Source organism: Pseudomonas songnenensis (assembly GCF_003696315.1).
GTDB lineage: Bacteria > Pseudomonadota > Gammaproteobacteria > Pseudomonadales > Pseudomonadaceae > Stutzerimonas > Stutzerimonas songnenensis.
In genome coordinates this window covers 24,113-40,804 of record NZ_RFFN01000003.1, presented here as the reverse complement: position 1 = coordinate 40,804, position 16,692 = coordinate 24,113, and the positions used below count along the sequence as shown (strand labels likewise).

Annotated in this window: 14 protein-coding genes; 5 read left to right on the top strand and 9 right to left on the bottom strand. The window is 63.8% G+C overall.

What is annotated here, in order from left to right:
• Positions 1–23 precede the first annotated feature (23 nt).
• The 8 genes from EA798_RS08855 to EA798_RS08820 all read right to left on the bottom strand — a co-directional run bounded on the left by EA798_RS08855 (position 24) and on the right by EA798_RS08820 (position 9,859).
• Positions 24–1,946: a PrkA family serine protein kinase gene (locus EA798_RS08855; RefSeq protein ID WP_038663503.1), complete on the bottom strand. Its 1,923-nt coding sequence runs from the start codon at positions 1,944–1,946 to the stop codon at positions 24–26.
• 270 nt (positions 1,947–2,216) lie between these two features.
• Entirely contained in the window at positions 2,217–2,546 is a 330-nt protein-coding gene (gene glpE / locus EA798_RS08850) for a thiosulfate sulfurtransferase GlpE (protein WP_106155955.1), read from the bottom strand.
• On the bottom strand, positions 2,543–3,370 hold the full coding sequence (locus EA798_RS08845) for a symmetrical bis(5'-nucleosyl)-tetraphosphatase (protein ID WP_106155954.1): 828 nt from the start codon (positions 3,368–3,370) through the stop codon (positions 2,543–2,545). The genes glpE and EA798_RS08845 overlap by 4 nt, the downstream gene beginning before the upstream one ends.
• Positions 3,367–3,750, bottom strand: coding sequence for a Co2+/Mg2+ efflux protein ApaG (gene apaG / locus EA798_RS08840; RefSeq protein WP_003300973.1), 384 nt, complete (start codon positions 3,748–3,750; stop codon positions 3,367–3,369). Before apaG ends, EA798_RS08845 begins: the two co-directional genes overlap by 4 nt.
• A 39-nt stretch (positions 3,751–3,789) precedes the next feature.
• Positions 3,790–4,584, bottom strand: a complete 795-nt coding sequence (gene rsmA, locus EA798_RS08835) for a 16S rRNA (adenine(1518)-N(6)/adenine(1519)-N(6))-dimethyltransferase RsmA (RefSeq protein ID WP_122098711.1) — start codon at positions 4,582–4,584, stop codon at positions 3,790–3,792.
• Positions 4,585–4,698: 114 nt separating this feature from the next.
• Positions 4,699–5,691, bottom strand: a complete 993-nt coding sequence (gene pdxA / locus EA798_RS08830) for a 4-hydroxythreonine-4-phosphate dehydrogenase PdxA (protein WP_122098710.1) — start codon at positions 5,689–5,691, stop codon at positions 4,699–4,701.
• Between the two features lie 111 nt (positions 5,692–5,802).
• A complete protein-coding gene (locus EA798_RS08825) occupies positions 5,803–7,110 on the bottom strand; it encodes a peptidylprolyl isomerase (protein WP_122098709.1) in 1,308 nt (435 codons plus the stop codon).
• On the bottom strand, positions 7,091–9,859 hold the full coding sequence (locus EA798_RS08820) for an LPS-assembly protein LptD (protein WP_122099115.1): 2,769 nt from the start codon (positions 9,857–9,859) through the stop codon (positions 7,091–7,093). The genes EA798_RS08825 and EA798_RS08820 overlap by 20 nt, the downstream gene beginning before the upstream one ends.
• A gap of 129 nt (positions 9,860–9,988) precedes the next feature.
• Here EA798_RS08820 and EA798_RS08815 point away from each other — a divergent pair, with 129 nt between their 5' ends.
• The 3 genes from EA798_RS08815 to EA798_RS08805 are packed head-to-tail and all read left to right on the top strand — an operon-like array spanning position 9,989 to position 12,445.
• Positions 9,989–11,008 (top strand): aminoglycoside phosphotransferase family protein, encoded by a 1,020-nt coding sequence (locus EA798_RS08815; protein WP_122098708.1) that lies wholly within the window; start codon positions 9,989–9,991, stop codon positions 11,006–11,008.
• On the top strand, positions 11,005–11,676 hold the full coding sequence (murU, locus tag EA798_RS08810; RefSeq protein ID WP_122098707.1) for an N-acetylmuramate alpha-1-phosphate uridylyltransferase MurU: 672 nt from the start codon (positions 11,005–11,007) through the stop codon (positions 11,674–11,676). Before EA798_RS08815 ends, murU begins: the two co-directional genes overlap by 4 nt.
• A gap of 1 nt (position 11,677) precedes the next feature.
• Positions 11,678–12,445, top strand: coding sequence for a TerB family tellurite resistance protein (locus tag EA798_RS08805; protein ID WP_122098706.1), 768 nt, complete (start codon positions 11,678–11,680; stop codon positions 12,443–12,445).
• A 7-nt stretch (positions 12,446–12,452) separates the two neighbouring features.
• On the opposite strand, the gene EA798_RS08800 is transcribed toward EA798_RS08805, so the two are convergent.
• A complete protein-coding gene (locus EA798_RS08800) occupies positions 12,453–13,469 on the bottom strand; it encodes a DUF3530 family protein (protein WP_122098705.1) in 1,017 nt (338 codons plus the stop codon).
• Between the two features lie 96 nt (positions 13,470–13,565).
• Between EA798_RS08800 and EA798_RS08795 the strand changes: the two genes are divergently transcribed.
• Together EA798_RS08795 and EA798_RS08790 are read left to right on the top strand one after the other, a co-directional pair.
• Positions 13,566–15,983: a PAS domain-containing sensor histidine kinase gene (locus EA798_RS08795; RefSeq protein WP_122098704.1), complete on the top strand. Its 2,418-nt coding sequence runs from the start codon at positions 13,566–13,568 to the stop codon at positions 15,981–15,983.
• Positions 15,980–16,609: a response regulator gene (locus EA798_RS08790; RefSeq protein WP_122098703.1), complete on the top strand. Its 630-nt coding sequence runs from the start codon at positions 15,980–15,982 to the stop codon at positions 16,607–16,609. The genes EA798_RS08795 and EA798_RS08790 overlap by 4 nt, the downstream gene beginning before the upstream one ends.
• Positions 16,610–16,692 lie beyond the last annotated feature (83 nt).

Here is a 16,692-nt window from a genome sequence, read left to right as displayed (position 1 = left end):
TCCAGCCTCAGGCGTTCAGCCACTTACTGCGATTTACGCACCCGCAGATACCATTCGGACAGCAGGCGAACCTGCTTCTCGGTGTAGCCACGCTCGACCATGCGCACGACGAAGTCGTTGTGCTTCTTCTGGTCTTCCTTGCTCGCCTTGGCGTTGAAGCTGATGACCGGCAGCAGGTCCTCGGTGTTGGAGAACATCTTCTTCTCGATCACCACACGCAGCTTCTCGTAGGACAGCCACGACGGGTTCTTGCCGTTGTTGTTGGCCCGCGCGCGCAGCACGAAGTTGACGATCTCGTTGCGGAAGTCCTTCGGATTGCTGATGCCGGCCGGCTTCTCGATCTTCTCCAGTTCCTCGTTGAGCGCCACGCGGTTGAGGATCTCACCGGTTTCCGGATCGCGGTATTCCTGATCCTGGATCCAGAAGTCGGCGTAGAGCACGTAGCGGTCGAAGATGTTCTGTCCGTATTCGCTGTAGGACTCGAGGTAGGCCGTCTGGATTTCCTTGCCGATGAACTCGATGTAGCGCGGCGCCAGGTACTCCTTGATGAAACGCAGGTAGCGCTCGCGCACCTCGGCGGGGAACTGTTCCTGCTCGATCTGCTGCTCCAGCACGTAGAGCAGGTGCACCGGGTTGGCGGCGATCTCGTGCGGATCGAAGTTGAAGACCTTCGACAGGATCTTGAAGGCGAAACGGGTGGAGAGGCCGTTCATGCCTTCGTCGACGCCGGCGGTGTCGCGGTATTCCTGGATCGACTTGGCCTTCGGATCGGTGTCCTTGAGGTTTTCGCCGTCATACACGCGCATCTTCGAGTAGATGTTGGAGTTCTCCGGCTCCTTCAGGCGCGACAGCACGGAGAACTGCGCGAGCATCTTCAGGGTGTCCGGCGCGCAATGCGCGTGGGCCAGCGAGCTGTTGGTCAGCAGCTTGTCGTAGATCTTGATCTCGTCGCTGACGCGCAGGCAGTAGGGCACCTTGACGATGTAGATACGGTCGATGAAGGCTTCGTTGTTCTTGTTGTTGCGGAAGCTGTGCCATTCCGACTCGTTGGAGTGGGCCAGCAGGATGCCGCTGTAAGGAATCGCGCCGAGGCCTTCGGTACTGTTGTAGTTGCCTTCCTGAGTCGCCGTCAGCAGCGGGTGCAAGACCTTGATCGGCGCCTTGAACATCTCGACGAATTCCATCAGGCCCTGGTTGGCCCGGCACAGCGCGCCCGAGTAGCTGTAGGCGTCGGCATCGTTCTGCGGAAATTCTTCCAGCTTGCGGATATCGACCTTGCCCACCAGCGAGGAGATGTCCTGGTTGTTCTCGTCGCCCGGTTCGGTCTTGGCCACAGCAATCTGGTTGAGGATCGACGGATAGAGCTTGACCACGCGGAACTTGGAGATGTCGCCGCCGAACTCCTGCAACCGCTTGGTGGCCCAGGGGGACATGATCGAGTTCAGATAGCGCCGCGGGATACCGTAATCCTCCTCGAGAATCTGCGCATCCTCCACCGGATTGAACAGCCCCAGTGGCGATTCGAATACCGGTGATCCCTTGATCGCGTAGAAGGGCACGCGCTCCATCAGCTGCTTGAGCTTTTCGGCCAGGGAAGACTTGCCGCCGCCCACCGGGCCGAGGAGATAGAGGATCTGTTTCTTCTCTTCCAGGCCCTGCGCGGCATGACGGAAGTAGGAGACGATCTGGTCGATGCACTCCTCCATGCCGTGGAAGTCCTCGAAGGCGGGATAACGGCGGATGACCTTGTTGGAGAAGATGCGCGAGAGTCGAGAGTCCACGGAGGTATCCACCAGCTCGGGTTCGCCGATCGCCATCAGCAGGCGCTCGGCGGCGCTGGCATAGGTCCCGGGGTCCGCCTTGCATAGATCGAGGTATTCCTGGAGCGAATACTCTTCCTGGCGGGTCGCTTCGAAACGTTGTTGGAAGTGGCTGAAAATGCTCATGACTTCACCTCGATCGATGCACGAATAGGCGCGTCATCAGGCACTCTGGGCCCGGCCGAAGTGGCGGCCAGTGGAGTTCCCCCGAACACCTAATGGTCGTAACCCTGAAATCCGTCAGCCGTTTCCCGGCTTCGTTTATTTGGATGGCCTGAACTCAAGGATAGTTCGGATTCAGCAAGATCAAGGGCGAGGAAGGATTTTAGGCGCTGCCGTTCGGCTGTTAACTGCGCCTAGCCCGCGGGTGGCGGGCGATCGACGGGAAATAATTTTTTACGCTTGTTCGCCGCGTTCCACATCGGCCGGATAGGTGTGGCGCCAGAGTTCGAAGCCGCCGTCGAGGCTGTAGACGTCTGAAAAGCCCTGGTTGACCAGATAGGCTGCAGCGCTCTGGCTGGAGTGGCCGTGGTAGCAGGTCACGATCAATGGCTGGTCGAGATCGGCCGCGGCGATGAAATCCGGCAGGGAATGGTTATCCAGATGCAGTGATCCGCTGATATGGCCGCTGGCATAGCTGTGCGGATCGCGAATATCCACGACCACGGCGCCGCTGCTGCGCATGCTCTGGGCTTGTTCCGGCGGGATGCGTTTGAAGTCTGTCATGCGGGTTTCCCGTGTTCACATTCGCAGCGGTGCATTTCGCCGCTGTCGAGGTTCATCAAGGTCATGGCGTTACCCCAGACGCAGCCGGTATCCAGCGCGAAGACGTTCGGCTCGTCGCACTGACCTTCCAGTGCAGCCCAGTGGCCGAAGATCAGCTTGACGTTGCGGGTCTTGCGACTGGTATGGCTGAACCAGGGCGCATAGCCGGCGGGGGCGCTGTCGGCACCTTCCTTTGCTTCCAGATCGAGGGTGCCGTCGGCTTTGCAGAAACGCATGCGGGTGAAGTAGTTGGTGATCAGGCGCAGCCGCGGTACGCCGTGCAGCTCCTTGTTCCATTTCGATGGCTGATTGCCGTACATGCCATCGAGGAACGGCATCAGCAGTGCGTCGTCCTGCAATGCCTGCTCGACCTCGGCGGCACGCTTGAGCGCCTTCTCCAGCGACCACTGCGGTGGAATACCGGCATGCACCATGGCGGTGTGCCGCGTGGCGTCGTAATGGATGAGCTTCTGCTGGCGCAGCCAGTCGATCAGGTCGGTCCGATCCGGGGCGTCCAGGATCGATTGCAGGGTATCGGATTTGCGCATGCGTTCGATGTTGTGAGCCACCGCCAGCAGGTGCAGGTCGTGATTGCCGAGGACGGTGATTGCGGAGGCTTCGAGATCGCGCACGAAACGCAGGGCTTCCAGCGACTGAGGGCCGCGGTTGACCAGGTCCCCGGCCAGCCACAGGCAGTCGCGCGAAGGACTGAAGTCAACGCGCTCCAGCAAACAGGTCAGCGGTTCAAGGCAACCTTGCAGGTCGCCGACGGCATAGGTCGTCAATGCAATGCTCCGGGTACGGCCAGGCGGAACGGCGCAATGAGCGCATCGAAACTGTGACCATCTTCGGCCAACATCTCATAGCTGCCTTGCATGCTGCCGACACAGGTGGCCAGCAGCGTTCCGCTGGTGTAGACGTGGTGTTCGCCAGGTGCGATCAGCGGCTGCTCGCCAATGACGCCGGCGCCGCGCACTTCCTGCACCTGGCCGTCGCCATCGGTGATGATCCAGTGCCGCGACAGCAACTGTGCTGCCACCTCGCCCTTGTTCTCGATGGTTACGGTGTAGGCAAAGGCATAGCGGTTTTGTTCCGGCTCCGATTGCGCGGCCAGATAGCGAGGCGTGACGCTGACGTCGATGCGGTAGCGGTTATCGTCGGACATGAGACTGCTCGCTGTTGAAGACAGGTAGAGGCCGCAGCTTCAGCTGCGTTCTGTCAGTTGGTCGGATAGGCGAACGAAGGCCGCCAGATCCAGTTGTTCGGGGCGCAGGCTGCCATCCACATCCGTCGCTGCGATGGCGTCCGCGTCCAGCAACCCCTTGAGGGTGTTGCGCAAGGTCTTGCGACGCTGGTTGAACGCCTCGCGCACTACGCGCTCGAGCTGGCGGTGGTCGCGTGCCGGATGCGGCAGTGTCTCATGTGGCACCAGGCGAACGATCGCCGAATCGACTTTCGGCGCCGGGTTGAACGCGCCCGGCCCGACGTTGAACAGGTGCTCCACGCGGCAGTGATACTGCACCATGATCGAAAGACGGCCCCAGTCACCGCCACCTGGCGTAGCCGCAAGGCGCTCAACCACTTCCTTCTGCAGCATGAAGTGCATGTCGCGGATCAGATGCGCGTGGTCGAGCAGGTGAAAGATCAGCGGGGTGGAGATGTTGTACGGCAGGTTGCCGACGATGCGCAGGCTGTTCGGCTCCGCACTCAGACGGCCGAAGTCGAACTTCAGTGCGTCGCCCTGGTGCAGATTGAAGTTGTCGCGCCCGGCGAATTTGCCCTGCAGGATGGGGATCAGGTCGAGGTCGAGCTCGACGACATCCAGATGCGCACCGCTGTCGAGCAGCCCTTCGGTGAGTGCCCCCTGCCCGGGACCGATCTCCACCAGTCGCTCACCCGACTTGGCATGAATTGCCCGCAGGATGCGGTGAATGACGCCAGCGTCGTGCAGGAAGTTCTGGCCAAAGCGTTTGCGCGCGCGGTGCTGATAATCGGACATCGGGGCTCCAGGGAGCAGCTTGAAGCCTGAAGCTCGAAGCTGAGAAACGGATAAGACACATATTTTAGCAGGCGAGGGCGGCCAGAAGATCGTTCGAGCTGCGTGCGGTGCCGGCTAGCTCTGGCTGCCGACCATCTGGTAGGCCGTTTCCAGCGCGACTTGCAGGCTGCCGGTGTCGATCCTGCCGCTGCCGGCGAGATCCAGCGCGGTGCCGTGATCCACCGACGTGCGAACGATCGGCAGGCCCAGGGTCACGTTGACGGCAGCGCCGAAGCCTTTGTACTTGAGCACCGGCAGGCCCTGGTCGTGGTACATCGCCAGCACCGCGTCGCAGTGCTCGAGATGCTTTGGCGTGAAAAGGGTATCCGCCGGCAGCGGACCGCTCAGGTCGAGGCCTTCGTCACGGAGCCTGGCCAGCACGGGCTCGATGATCTCGATTTCTTCGCGACCCAGGTGGCCACCTTCGCCGGCATGCGGGTTCAGGCCGCAGACCAGAATGCGCGGACGGGTAATACCGAACTTGCTGACCAGGTCGTGGTGCAGGATCCGCGCAACCCGCTCCAGACGCTCCGGGGTGATCGCCGCTGCGACATCCTTGAGCGGCAGGTGAGTGGTCACCAGCGCGACACGCAGGCCGCGTGTGGCAAGCATCATCACCACCTGCTCGGTGCGGGTCAGCTCGGCGAGAAACTCCGTATGGCCGGAAAAGGGGATGCCGGCCTCGTTGATCACGCCCTTGTGTACGGGCGCGGTGATCATGCCGGCGAAGCTGCCGTCGAGGCACCCTGTCCCGGCTCGAGTCAGCGTTTCCAGTACGTAGTGGCCGTTGCGCGCGTTGAGCTGGCCCGCGATCACCGGTGCATCCAGCGGAGTATCCCAGACGTACAGACAGTTGGCCGGCGCCGGCTGGCTTGGCCAGCCATGAGGCCCGACGTCCCGCAGCTCAATCTTCAGTCCTAGTTGCGAGGCGCGTTCTGCCAACAAAGAACGGCTGGCGATGGCTACCAGGATCTGAGGCTGGGCCTCGCGAGCCAGCAGCAGGCAGAGGTCCGGGCCGATGCCGGCCGGTTCACCGGGGGTGAGAACGAAGGGGCGGGGAGCGGTCATCAGGCTTCTCTCTGCATGGCGTGTGGCGTTCAACCGCCTGAAATGAAAACGGGGTGGCGACCCTTCGGCCATCACCCCGCGTTCCTGTTGCTTGTCGGTGCAGCGTGCAGCTTAGAGCTTGATCTCGACGTAGGCTTCGTCGCGGATCTGGCGTAACCACGCCTGCAGCTCTTCATCGTACTTGCGGTTGCGCAGCAAGCTCAGCGCCTGTTGCTCGCGGAACTGCTCGCTGGCGTCGGTGGCACGGCGGCCGAGCACCTCGAGGATGTGCCAGCCGTAGGGCGACTTGAACACCGGAGAGAGCTCGCCACTCGCCGTGTTCGCCATGACTTCGCGGAACTCGGGTACCAGCGAGGCCGGGTCGATCCAGTTCAGGTCACCGCCATTGAGCGCCGAGCCCGGGTCTTCGGAGAAGCTTTTTGCGAGCTGACCGAAATCTTCGCCAGCGCTGATGCGGTCGCGCAAGCGCTGTACCAGCAGGCGGGCCTCGTCTTCGCTACGGATCGCGCTCGGCTTGATCAGGATATGGCGGACATGCACTTCGTCACGCACCTGCGTCTCGCCACCACGCTTGTCCAGCAGCTTGAGCATGATGAAGCCCGGCGGCGTGCGCACCGGCTCGGTCACTTCGCCGACCGACAATTCGCGTACTACGGCATCGAACGGAGGTGGCAGCTGAGCCGCCTTGCGCCAGCCCATGTCGCCGCCTTCCAGTGCGTTCTCGCTGCCGGAGCGAGACACGGCAAGGCGGGCAAAGTCGGCGCCCTGCTGCAGCTGCTGGTAGGTATCCATCGCGGTACGTTCGGCAGCCTGGATGGTTGCCGAATCAGCCGCTTCTGGCACCGGGATGAGGATATTGGCCAGGTGGTATTCCTCGGACAGCTGCAGCTTGCCGAGGTCAGAGGCCAGGAAGTTCTGCACCTCCTGGTTGGAAACCTGGATGCGCTCGGCCACTCGCCGCTGGCGCACGCGGCTGATGACCATTTCGCGGCGGATCTGCTCGCGCGCGCTTTCCAGGCTCAGACCGTCACGCGACAACGCTTCGCGGAACTGCTCCAGCGACATGTTGTTGCGCTGGGCAATGGTGCCCATGGCCTGGTTGAGCTCTTCGTCAGCGATGCGAATGCCGGAGCGCTCACCAATCTGCAACTGCAGATTTTCGGTGATCAGGCGCTCCAGAACCTGCTGCTGCAATACATCCATCGGTGGCGCATCGGCGCCACGCTTTTCGATGGTCTGCTGGACTTCACGCATCCGCTGCTGCAGCTGGCTCTGCATGATGACGTCGTTATCGACGATCGCCACCACGCGGTCCAATGGTTGCACCTGAGCGAGGGCCGCAGGCGCGAGAGTCGCACCGCTCAGCAGCAGAGCGCCGAGCGCGAGCGGGCGCAGTACTTCAGAAAGCTTGATCTTCACGTTCACGGTAGCCTTGGATGCCTTCGTCGAGGAAAGTTTCGGTCGCATTGCCGACTACACCGCCGAGTCCCTTGAGGACAATCTGCAGGAAGATCCCGCGGTCCGGCTCGTCGTTGCGGTCGGGGTTGAGGCTGGTCTCGTCGTAGTCGATCCAGTAGCGATTGATCAGGCGCAGCTTCCAGCAGCAACTGTCGTACTCGAAGCCACCGAAGGCTTCGAGGGTGCGGCTGCGGCTGTAGTCATGCTGCCAGCGGGCGATGACGCTCCATTGCGGGACCACCGGCCAGATGACCGAGAAGTCGTGCTGGTTGATCTTGTAGTAGTCCTTGATGTACTCCGGCGAGTCTGGCGTGCCGTAGTCGCCGCCGTAGGTCCATTCGCCGGTCGCTTGGTCGAAGCGCATGGTGTCGTTGCGATAGCGATAACCGAGGTTGACGATCTTGCCTGGGTTGTCTTCCGGCTGGTAATGCCACATAGCGCTGCCTGAGCGAGTGCTGTGGCTGTCCGGGTCCCAGTTGAAGGTCGAGGTGAAGCGCCAGTCGCGGTTGTAGCGATACATATATTCCAGCGCATACGGCGACACGTCCGAGGTGGCGCTGGCGCGAGTGCGGTAATCGATACCGCGCAGCTGCACCTTGCGATCTTCAAAGTAGAACGCCTGGCCGATGCTGAAGCGCTGACGCTCGAACCCGTTGGGTTCGACCCAGCGATTGGTCACACCAAGCGAGATCTGATTGGCGTCGCCGATGCGATCCTTGCCGGAGAAGCGGTTCTCTCGCCACAGCGAGGAATAGCTGAAGCTGCTCTCGCCCGTATCGAAGATCGGGATGTCGTCCTGATCCTCTTCCGGTACGTAGAGATAGAACATGCGCGGTTCGAGGGTCTGGCGATAGTCCTTGCCGAACCATTGGGTGTCGCGGTCGAAGTACAGTCCACTGTCGACACTCAGAATGGGCACGCTGCGATTCTGGCTGCTGTCGAATGATTCGTAGCTGGCCAGTGTGCTCTGGCCACGGCCGTCCAGGTCCAGGTCGTACTGGGTGTAGGCGTACTTGAGTGAAGGCTTGAGGAAGCCCCACGACCAGTTCAGAGGGAGGCTGACGCCTGGCTCAAGATGCAGGCGCTCGCCTTCCGCACGAGTCAGGCCGCGCAGGCGATCGTCGTACCACTGCTCCGGATTGCCGTCTTCGTTGATAAAGTTGCCGCTGCGCAGGCTGCGCTGGAAGCTGACGAACTCAGTCTTGTAGGCAAAATTCAGGCCGCCCGGCTGGAAAGGCAGGCGCCCGTCCAGGGTCAGCTGTGGCAGGCGCTCGTAAGGCGTGATGTCTGCGACAGTAGCGCGCTCGTAGGCATGCATGTTCAAGCGCGCAGTATAGGTGTTCCCGCGATACGTGAGCGTGCCGCGCTGGTCGAGATGATCGGGCTGGTTGATATTGAGGTTGGTATCCAGATCCTGGAAGTAATAGGGATCGCTGATATCGGTGTAGTCCACCTCGGCGAGCCAGCGCGAGTCGAGACCGGTACGGTTCTGCCAGCTGTACATCCAGCGCTGGTCTTCGTACTCGGACTGCAGCTTGCGGTCGTCGTTGCTGTCGTCCAGATACGCCGCGCCGAACTGACCCTCGCTGCTGCGCGTCAGGTAGCGGAATTCGCCTTCCATCAGCAGGCCACGGTCGGTCATCAGGTGCGGGTACAGCGTGGCGTCGAAGTTCGGCGCCAGGTTGAAGTAGTACGGGGTCTGCACGGAGAAGCCGTTGTCGCTGGACGAACCGATGCTCGGCGCGAGAAAGCCCGACTGGCGACGGTCATCGATGGGGAAGTGGATATAAGGTGTGTAGAACACCGGAATATCCTTGACCCGCAGCGTGACGTTGGTTGCCGAACCGAAGCCGGTAGCCGGGTTCAGCGTGACGTTGTTGCCTTTCAGGTGCCAGGTGTTTTCGCCCGGTTCGCAGCTGGTGTAGGTGCCATCCTTGAGGCGGATGATCGCGGTCTCTTCGCGCTTGGCGTACTGCGCGCTGCCGCGGACCTTGCCGGAGTGCACAACATATTCGGCGTTTTCCACCTTGGCTTCGCCGCTGTCGAGGAAGATTTCGGCGCGATCGCCTACCAGCAGTGCGTCGCGGTCGCGGAAGCGGACGTTGCCGGTCAGCTCGCCGCGATTTTCCAGCTGGTGCAGGCTGGCTTCGTCTGCCTCGACCTGGATGCTGCCCTGGCGCAGGACCACCTCACCGGCGAGGGTGGCGATTTCCTGCTCCTGCTCGTAGCGCGTCGCCTTGGCCGAGACATAGGTCGGCGCTTCGCTCATCGGCGTGGTGTCGAACTTGCCGGGACGATCTGGCTCGACATAGGTGCCGGCACAGTACGGGCCGGTTTCGGCGAGCTGGGCTGGGGTCAGCTGATCGCGCGGCACCCAGTCGAGGTGGCTGAAGTCGGCGCTGCGCGAGGCGAGGGCGCGGCCCTTGCTTTCGGTGACCAGCTTGGTGGTGGCGGTCGGCTGCTGTGTCTTGGCAGTCGTCGACTTGCTGGTGCTTGGCGTGCCCGCAACGCTACCGCTCTGTGCCGGGCGCGGCGGCAGTGCCTGGCTCGGCACATTGGAAGCGCAATTCCAGCCACCGGATGCATCCGGTTGACAGGCAAACTGTTCGGCTGCGAAGACAAAAGGTACAGCTACCGGTTGCAATGCAAGCAGACCGCCAGTAACCAGTAGAGGGAATTTTTTACGAAACGCGGGGTATTTGACTGCCATCTTGTTTTTTGGTCCGTGCTTGCGGCGAGCCATCGGCCGGCTGGGCCGCACGCCTCTCGATGGGCTGAGAAAGATGCAGGATAATAAAGCATGACCCGCCTATCGGCTAGCGCCGTGGAGACCCCCTGGATGCCGCATCAAGATCAACGTCTGCTGGACCTGAGCGCCTGGCTGGACCAGCAACTACCTGAAGTCTTCGCCCGTTGCGGCTGGGGCGAAGTGCCGGTCGCGCAGCTCGCTGCGGCGAGTAGTGACGCCAGTTTTCGCCGTTACTTCCGCTGGCAAGCCGATGACCGCAGCCTGATCGTGATGGATGCGCCGCCGCCTCAGGAAGACTGCCGGCCCTTCGTCAAGGTGGCGCAGATGCTGGATGACGCCGGTGTGCATGTGCCGCAGGTGCTCGCGGCCGACCTCGAGCGCGGCTTTCTGCTGCTGACCGATCTCGGACGTCAGACCTACCTGGACGTCATCGACGCGAGTAACGCCGATCAGCTGTTCGATGATGCCATCGAGGCGCTGCTCAAGTTCCAGCTGCATCCGGTGGCACAGCCGATGCCGGCATACGACGAAGCGTTGCTGCGTCGCGAATTGCAGCTCTTCCCCGAGTGGTATGTGCAGCGCCATCTCGGCCATACCTTCACTGAGGCGCAGCAGGCCACCTGGGAGCGTGTCTGCTGCCAGCTGATCGACTCGGCGCTGGCACAGCCGCAGGTGCTGGTGCATCGCGACTACATGCCGCGCAATCTGATGATCAGCGAGCCGAACCCCGGGGTGCTGGATTTTCAGGATGCCGTGCTCGGCCCGGTCAGCTATGACATCACCTCGCTGTTCAAGGATGCCTTCCTCAGCTGGCCAGAAACGCAGGTGCAGGCCTGGCTCGAAGGTTACTGGAGCAAGGCGCGCACTGCGGGCGTGCCGCTGCCCGAATCGCTTGACGAGTTCCTGCGGGCCAGCGACCTGATGGGACTGCAGCGCCACCTCAAGGTGATCGGCATTTTCGCGCGAATCTGCCATCGCGACGGCAAGCCACGTTATCTGGCCGACGTGCCGCGTTTCTTCGCCTATATCGAGGCCGTGCTGGCGCGCAGGCCGGAGCTGGCCGAGCTGCAGCGGCTGCTGGCCGAGCTGCCGCAGGCGCCGCACGCATGAAGGCGATGATTCTGGCCGCCGGCAAGGGCGAGCGGTTGCGCCCGCTGACGCTGCATACGCCCAAACCGTTGGTGCGCGCCGCCGGCGTGCCGCTGATCGAGTATCACGTGCGTGCCCTGGCGACCGCCGGCTTCGACGAGCTGGTGATCAACCATGCCTGGCTCGGGCAGCAGATCGAGGACTATCTCGGCGATGGCAGCCGCTTCGGCGTGGCGATCCGCTATTCGGCCGAAGGTGAGCCACTGGAGACCGGCGGAGGTATTCACCGGGCGCTGGGGCTGCTCGGCGACGAGCCGTTTCTGGTGGTCAATGGCGATATCTGGACCGACTACGATTTCGCCCGGCTGAGACGACCCCTTCAGGGGCTCGCCCACCTGGTGCTGGTGAACAACCCGCCGCATCACCCAGGTGGTGATTTCAGTCTGGTGAATGCGGCCGTCAGAGAGCCTGAGGGCAATGGTGAAGCGCTGACCTACAGCGGCATCTCGGTCTTGCATCCTGTGCTGTTCGAAGGCTGCCAGCCGGGTGCGTTCAAGCTGGCGCCGTTGTTGCGCCGCGCCATGGCAGATGGGCAGGTGTCCGGCGAGTGCTTTGACGGAGCCTGGATCGACGTGGGTACCCACGAGCGCCTGGCGGAAGTCGAGCAACTACTGGAGGCGCGACGCTGACATGTTCTGGCCCATCACGCTGTTGGGGCTGCTGATCGGCTGGTTGCTGGCCAGCATTCCGGGTGCCCTGCTTGGCGGTTTGCTGGGACAGGTGCTGGATCGCCGGCTAGGGCTCGATTCCTGGGCCAGCCTGCGTGACCGCCTGGCTGGCAAACCGATGCTGCTAGGGCAGGATTTGCTGTTCTTCCTGTTGGGGCGTCTGGCCAAGAGCGGCGGACGCGTGAGCCCGGCGCATATCCAGGCTGCCCGTGACGAGATGCGCCGGCAGGGTCTAGATGCCGCCGCGCAGCGGCAAGCCATCGCTGCGTTCAATCGGGGCAAGTCCAGCGGTGATGGCCTGCGCGATACCTTGCAGCGACTGCGAGGCCAACGCGACGAGAATCGCCGCCTGATCCAGGCCTGCTGGCGCATGGCGCGTGCGCAGGGACAAATCGGCGCGCGCGAACATGAGCTGGTGCTGCTCTGGGGCAAGTGGCTGGGTTGGGACGCGGCCGAAGTGGCGGCGCTGGACCCGGGCGCAACCCGGCGCAAGGAGGCTCCGGCCGGTCGGGGTGGCGCTTATGAACAGGCCATGCAGTTGCTGGGTGTGCGTTCTGACACCGATCCGCAGCTGATCAAGCGGGCCTATCGCCGCCTGCTGAGCAAGCATCATCCCGATAAACAGGCCGGAGCCGGTGCGAACGCCGCTCAGGTGCGCGACGCCACCGAGCGTACCCGCGAGCTGCACAGCGCCTACGCGCTGATCCGCGAGCGCCGCGGCTTTCGCTGATACGAACCTACCGGGCTGGCTTGCGGTCCAGCCAGCCCCGTACGCGGCGCACCAGTTGTTCCTGTTCGTAGTCCCGATCGCCGGTCAGATTTGTCAGCACGACCTGTCGGTAATCCTTGTGGCCGGCACGGCGCGCCGCGTTGCGCCGTTGCCTGGCTTGCTCTTGTGCAGCCGGCCGATCGCTCATGTAGAAATCGCCTACGCCGATGGCGAGCGCCGCAAGGTAGGTTTCCAATGGCTGCTCCGGTACTAGCGGCGTGCGTGGATCGATCAGCGCCAGCTGGGCGATATCCGGCGTCTGAAGTTGCGCCAGATACTGGCTTGCCCAGTAGGCGCCAGTGCCATGGCCGACCAGGACGATCATCGGTGCCTGCAGCGTACGGGCGTGTTCGATCGCCGCGTCGATACGCGCCTGCATCCGTTCGGCGTGGCTTGGTTGCTCTGTGGTCTCATCCGCTTGCGGCGGTTCCGTCGCTGGCTCGTCGCTGTCCCCAGGTGCTGTCTGCTCGGGTAGATAACCGGCGCTGCCGGGATCGGAAGACTGGCCTGTCTCGTCTGCGTCCGGTGCTCCTTGCGTATCAGGCGCCTCGGTTGCTGCTGGCGCTGCGGGAATGCGCGGACCGGGCGTCAGGGCAGAATCGGCGGGCGTCAGGCTCAGGGTATGCCAGCCATGCTCGGGGAGGCCGCGCCGTAGCGGGCCGATTGCGCGTGGCCAATCGGCGGTTTCGCCTTCGCTTGGCACGATGACGAGCACGCCGCGGGCTTTTGCCGTATTGGCCGGGTGCCAGAGTGCGAGGAACCTGTCCTCATCGCCCAGTTGCAGCTGGGCGGCGGCGTCGAGCTGCCGTTGCAGCCCCTCTGCCAGCGCCTGGCTGCGAGTGTGCGGCGAGGGTCGTGGCGTTGCTACCGGCTCGTCCGCCGGTGCTTCCTGAGCCGCCTCCGGTTCCTGCGCCGCGGCCATGTACGGCACGCCGCCGCCAAGCGCGACGCCGAACAAAAGCACTAGGGCAGGCAAGCGACGCATGGATTGTCTCCGCTATGGGTGTCGGCACCACGCTGGCGCCGGCAGGGGTTATGCATTACAACAGCGTGTCGGCACGCCCATCAATTGCGTGAATATATGCTCGCCTCAACCCTGCGTTTCCTTCTCCTCATTAGCCTCATGCTGCCTTTAGCGGCCAGCGCCGTGACGCTCGACGACGACAGCCGCGCCTGGCTGGAGCAGCATCCGGAGTGGCGTGTGGGGGTGGTGATGGGCGCGCCCTATGCCGAGTATGACCAGCGCCAGCGGCGCCTGTCAGGCTTTCATGTGCAGCTGATCGAGCATCTGGCGGACGATCTCGGTGTGCGCCTGCACTGGCGCCGCTTCGCTGACGAAGATGCACTGGAAAAGGCCGCCCGCGAAGGCCTGATCGATGTGGCGCCGGGCCTGCGCCAGACGCCGGCCGGCCTGCGGCTGTGGCGCTACAGCGATCCCTTCCTGCGCATTCCGCGTTTGCTCGTCGGTGATCGCGGCGGTCCGCGCGCCATCGACCTGGAGTACCTGCACCCGAGCGAGCTGGTTTCCGCCGTCGGGCCGGGACCGATCACCGAGTTCCTTGCCAGCAACTATCCCAATATCACCGTGCTGACCGCGACCAGCCAGGCCGATGCGCTGCGTCAGGTGCTGGAAGCCAAGGCCAGCTATGCCGTGATCGACGAGCCGGTGTTCGCGCGGCTGTCGCAGCAAGTGGAGTACGACTCGCTGGCGGTGGTTGGTGATCTGGGCAACCCGCAGCTGCTGCGAATCGCATCGCGGCGTGACAGCCCTGAACTCGCTGCCGTGCTCGATACGGCGCTGCGGCAATTTCCGGCGCGGGAATTCAGTCAGTTGCAGGAGCAGTGGCTCAAGACCCGCAGCATCGACCTCGGTCGTGAGGTCAGCTACTGGCGCAGTCTCAGCCTGCTGCTCGGCGTCCTGCTCCTGGCCTGCCTGCTGATGCTGGCCTGGCAGCGCCGCCAGCACGGCCTGCTGGAAAGCCGGCTGAAGACCGCCCGCCGCGACATCGAGCTGCGCGAGGCGGCCGAGGAAGCACAGCGACTGACCCAGTTCTGTCTCGATCACAGCACCGTCGGCATCCTCTGGCTCAACTGGGACAGCCGCGTGCGCTACGCCAACCAGGCCGCCGAGGTGCTGCTCGGGCATGCCTCCGGGGGGTTGCTCGATCAGCCACTGGAAACCTTCGACCCGGCGTTGGGCATGGATGCCTGGCTGGCGCGCTGGCGCGCCGCGCGCACCGGCGAAGACGACCGCCAGGTGCACGAATGTGAATGGCTGCGCGCTGACGGCCAGCGCTTTCCGGCGGCGGTCACCTACAGCTTCCTGCGTTTCGGCAGTCGTGAATATCTGGTGGTCTTCCTTGCCGACATCACCGAGCGGCGTCGCGCCAGCGCCCAGCTGCAGGAGAGCGAGGCGCGCCTCAAGGCCATGGCCGGCAACGTGCCGGGGCTGGTGTTCCGCCTGGAGCGCGACGGGCCGCAGGCGCCGGTACGGGTCGCCTATATCAGCGAAGCCAGCCAGCGCCTGGTTGGCTACTCCGCCGAGCGCCTGTTGCAGCCGGGGCAGGGCATCCGCAGCCTGGTGCACGCCGACGACGAGGCCGGCTACTGGGCCAGTCAGCAGCTGGCACTGGAGAAAAGCCAGGACTGGCGCTGGCAGGGGCGCATCCTCAATCGCGATGGCGAGGTGCGCTGGGCCGATATCCGAGCCTCGGTGCGTGGCCAGCCGGATGGCCGCCAGGTGTGGGACGGCATCGTCTGGGACATCACCGACAACAAGCGCATCGAGCTGGAGCTGGATGCCTCGCGGGCGCAATTGCGCGAGCTGGCCGCGCACCTGGAGACGGTGCGCGAGGAGGAGAAGGCGCACATCGCCCGCGAGGTGCACGACGAGCTGGGGCAGGTGCTCACCGTACTCAAGCTCGAGACCTCGATGTGCGAGCTGGGCTTCGCCGACCTCGATCCGGCCCTGGCGCAGCGGCTGGAAAGCATGAAGCGGCTGATCGCCCAGCTGTTCCAGCGGGTGCGCGATGTCGCCACCGCGCTGCGCCCGCCGATTCTCGATGCCGGCATTGCCTCGGCCGTGGAATGGCAGGCGCGGCGCTTCGAAGAGCGCAGCGGCGTGGCCTGTCTGGTCGAGGTGCCGGAATGCCCCCCACTGCTGGGCAACGCCAAGGCCATCGGCCTGTTCCGCATTCTTCAGGAGTCGCTGACCAACGTGATGCGCCACGCCCAGGCGCAGACGGTCAGTGTGCAGCTGCTGCTCGAAGGCAACATGCTCTGTCTGCGCGTCAGCGACGATGGTTGCGGTTTTCCGCTCGCCGCGCGCGGCGCCGGTAGTTCGTTCGGCCTGGTCGGCATGCGCGAGCGGGTGCAGATGCTTGGCGGGCAACTGATAATCGACAGCCAGCCCGGCGAGGGCACCACCATCACGGCGCGGGTTCCACTGGACCCGCTGCCGCTTCCATCAGCCGCAAGCACTGGAGCATTGCCGTCATGATCAGGGTCATGGTCGCCGAGGATCACACCATCGTCCGCGAGGGCATCAAGCAGCTGATCGGCATGGCGCGTGACATGCAGGTGGTCGGCGAAGCCGCCAACGGCCAGCAGTTGCTCGACCAGCTGCGCCAGATCAGTTGCGATGTGGTGCTGCTGGACATCTCCATGCCCGGCGTCAACGGCCTCGAGGCGATCCCCCGGATCCGCGCGCTCACCCAGCCGCCGGCGGTGCTGGTGCTGTCGATGCACGACGAAGCACAGATGGCGGCGCGGGCGCTGAAGATCGGCGCGGCCGGCTACGCGACCAAGGACAGCGAGCCGGCGCTGCTGCTCACCGCCCTGCGCAAGGTGGCCGGTGGCGGCCGCTACATCGATCCGGCGCTGGCCGACCGCATGGTCTTCGAGGTTGGCCTGACCGATTCGCGGCCGCCCCATGCATTGCTTTCCGAGCGCGAATACTCGGTGTTCGAACGGCTGGTGCAGGGCGATTCGGTAAACGACATCGCCGGCAAGCTGGCGCTGAGCAGCAAGACCATCAGCACCCACAAGGCCCGCCTGATGCAGAAGCTGGCCGCGCATTCGGTGGCCGATCTGGTGCGCTACGCCATGGAGCACAAGCTGGTCTGAGCTCCCTCCCGCGGACCTGTCTGTAGGGCGTTCCCTACACGCGACTCTCCTGCACGCCTAGGCCAATCGCTCCGCTGTACCGA

What these genes read in the sequence shown, in the direction of transcription:
- EA798_RS08855 (WP_038663503.1), bottom strand. Translation starts at nt 1,946, where the DNA reads ATGAGCATTTTCAGCCACTTCCAACAACGTTTCGAAGCGACCCGCCAG.
- pdxA (WP_122098710.1), bottom strand. Translation starts at nt 5,691, where the DNA reads ATGACCGCTCCCCGCCCCTTCGTTCTCACCCCCGGTGAACCGGCCGGC.
- EA798_RS08820 (WP_122099115.1), bottom strand. Translation starts at nt 9,859, where the DNA reads ATGGCAGTCAAATACCCCGCGTTTCGTAAAAAATTCCCTCTACTGGTT.
- EA798_RS08805 (WP_122098706.1), top strand. Translation starts at nt 11,678, where the DNA reads ATGTTCTGGCCCATCACGCTGTTGGGGCTGCTGATCGGCTGGTTGCTG.
- EA798_RS08790 (WP_122098703.1), top strand. Translation starts at nt 15,980, where the DNA reads ATGATCAGGGTCATGGTCGCCGAGGATCACACCATCGTCCGCGAGGGC.
- EA798_RS08800 (WP_122098705.1), bottom strand. Translation starts at nt 13,469, where the DNA reads ATGCGTCGCTTGCCTGCCCTAGTGCTTTTGTTCGGCGTCGCGCTTGGC.
- rsmA (WP_122098711.1), bottom strand. Translation starts at nt 4,584, where the DNA reads ATGTCCGATTATCAGCACCGCGCGCGCAAACGCTTTGGCCAGAACTTC.
- EA798_RS08815 (WP_122098708.1), top strand. Translation starts at nt 9,989, where the DNA reads ATGCCGCATCAAGATCAACGTCTGCTGGACCTGAGCGCCTGGCTGGAC.
- apaG (WP_003300973.1), bottom strand. Translation starts at nt 3,750, where the DNA reads ATGTCCGACGATAACCGCTACCGCATCGACGTCAGCGTCACGCCTCGC.
- murU (WP_122098707.1), top strand. Translation starts at nt 11,005, where the DNA reads ATGAAGGCGATGATTCTGGCCGCCGGCAAGGGCGAGCGGTTGCGCCCG.
- EA798_RS08795 (WP_122098704.1), top strand. Translation starts at nt 13,566, where the DNA reads ATGCTCGCCTCAACCCTGCGTTTCCTTCTCCTCATTAGCCTCATGCTG.
- glpE (WP_106155955.1), bottom strand. Translation starts at nt 2,546, where the DNA reads ATGACAGACTTCAAACGCATCCCGCCGGAACAAGCCCAGAGCATGCGC.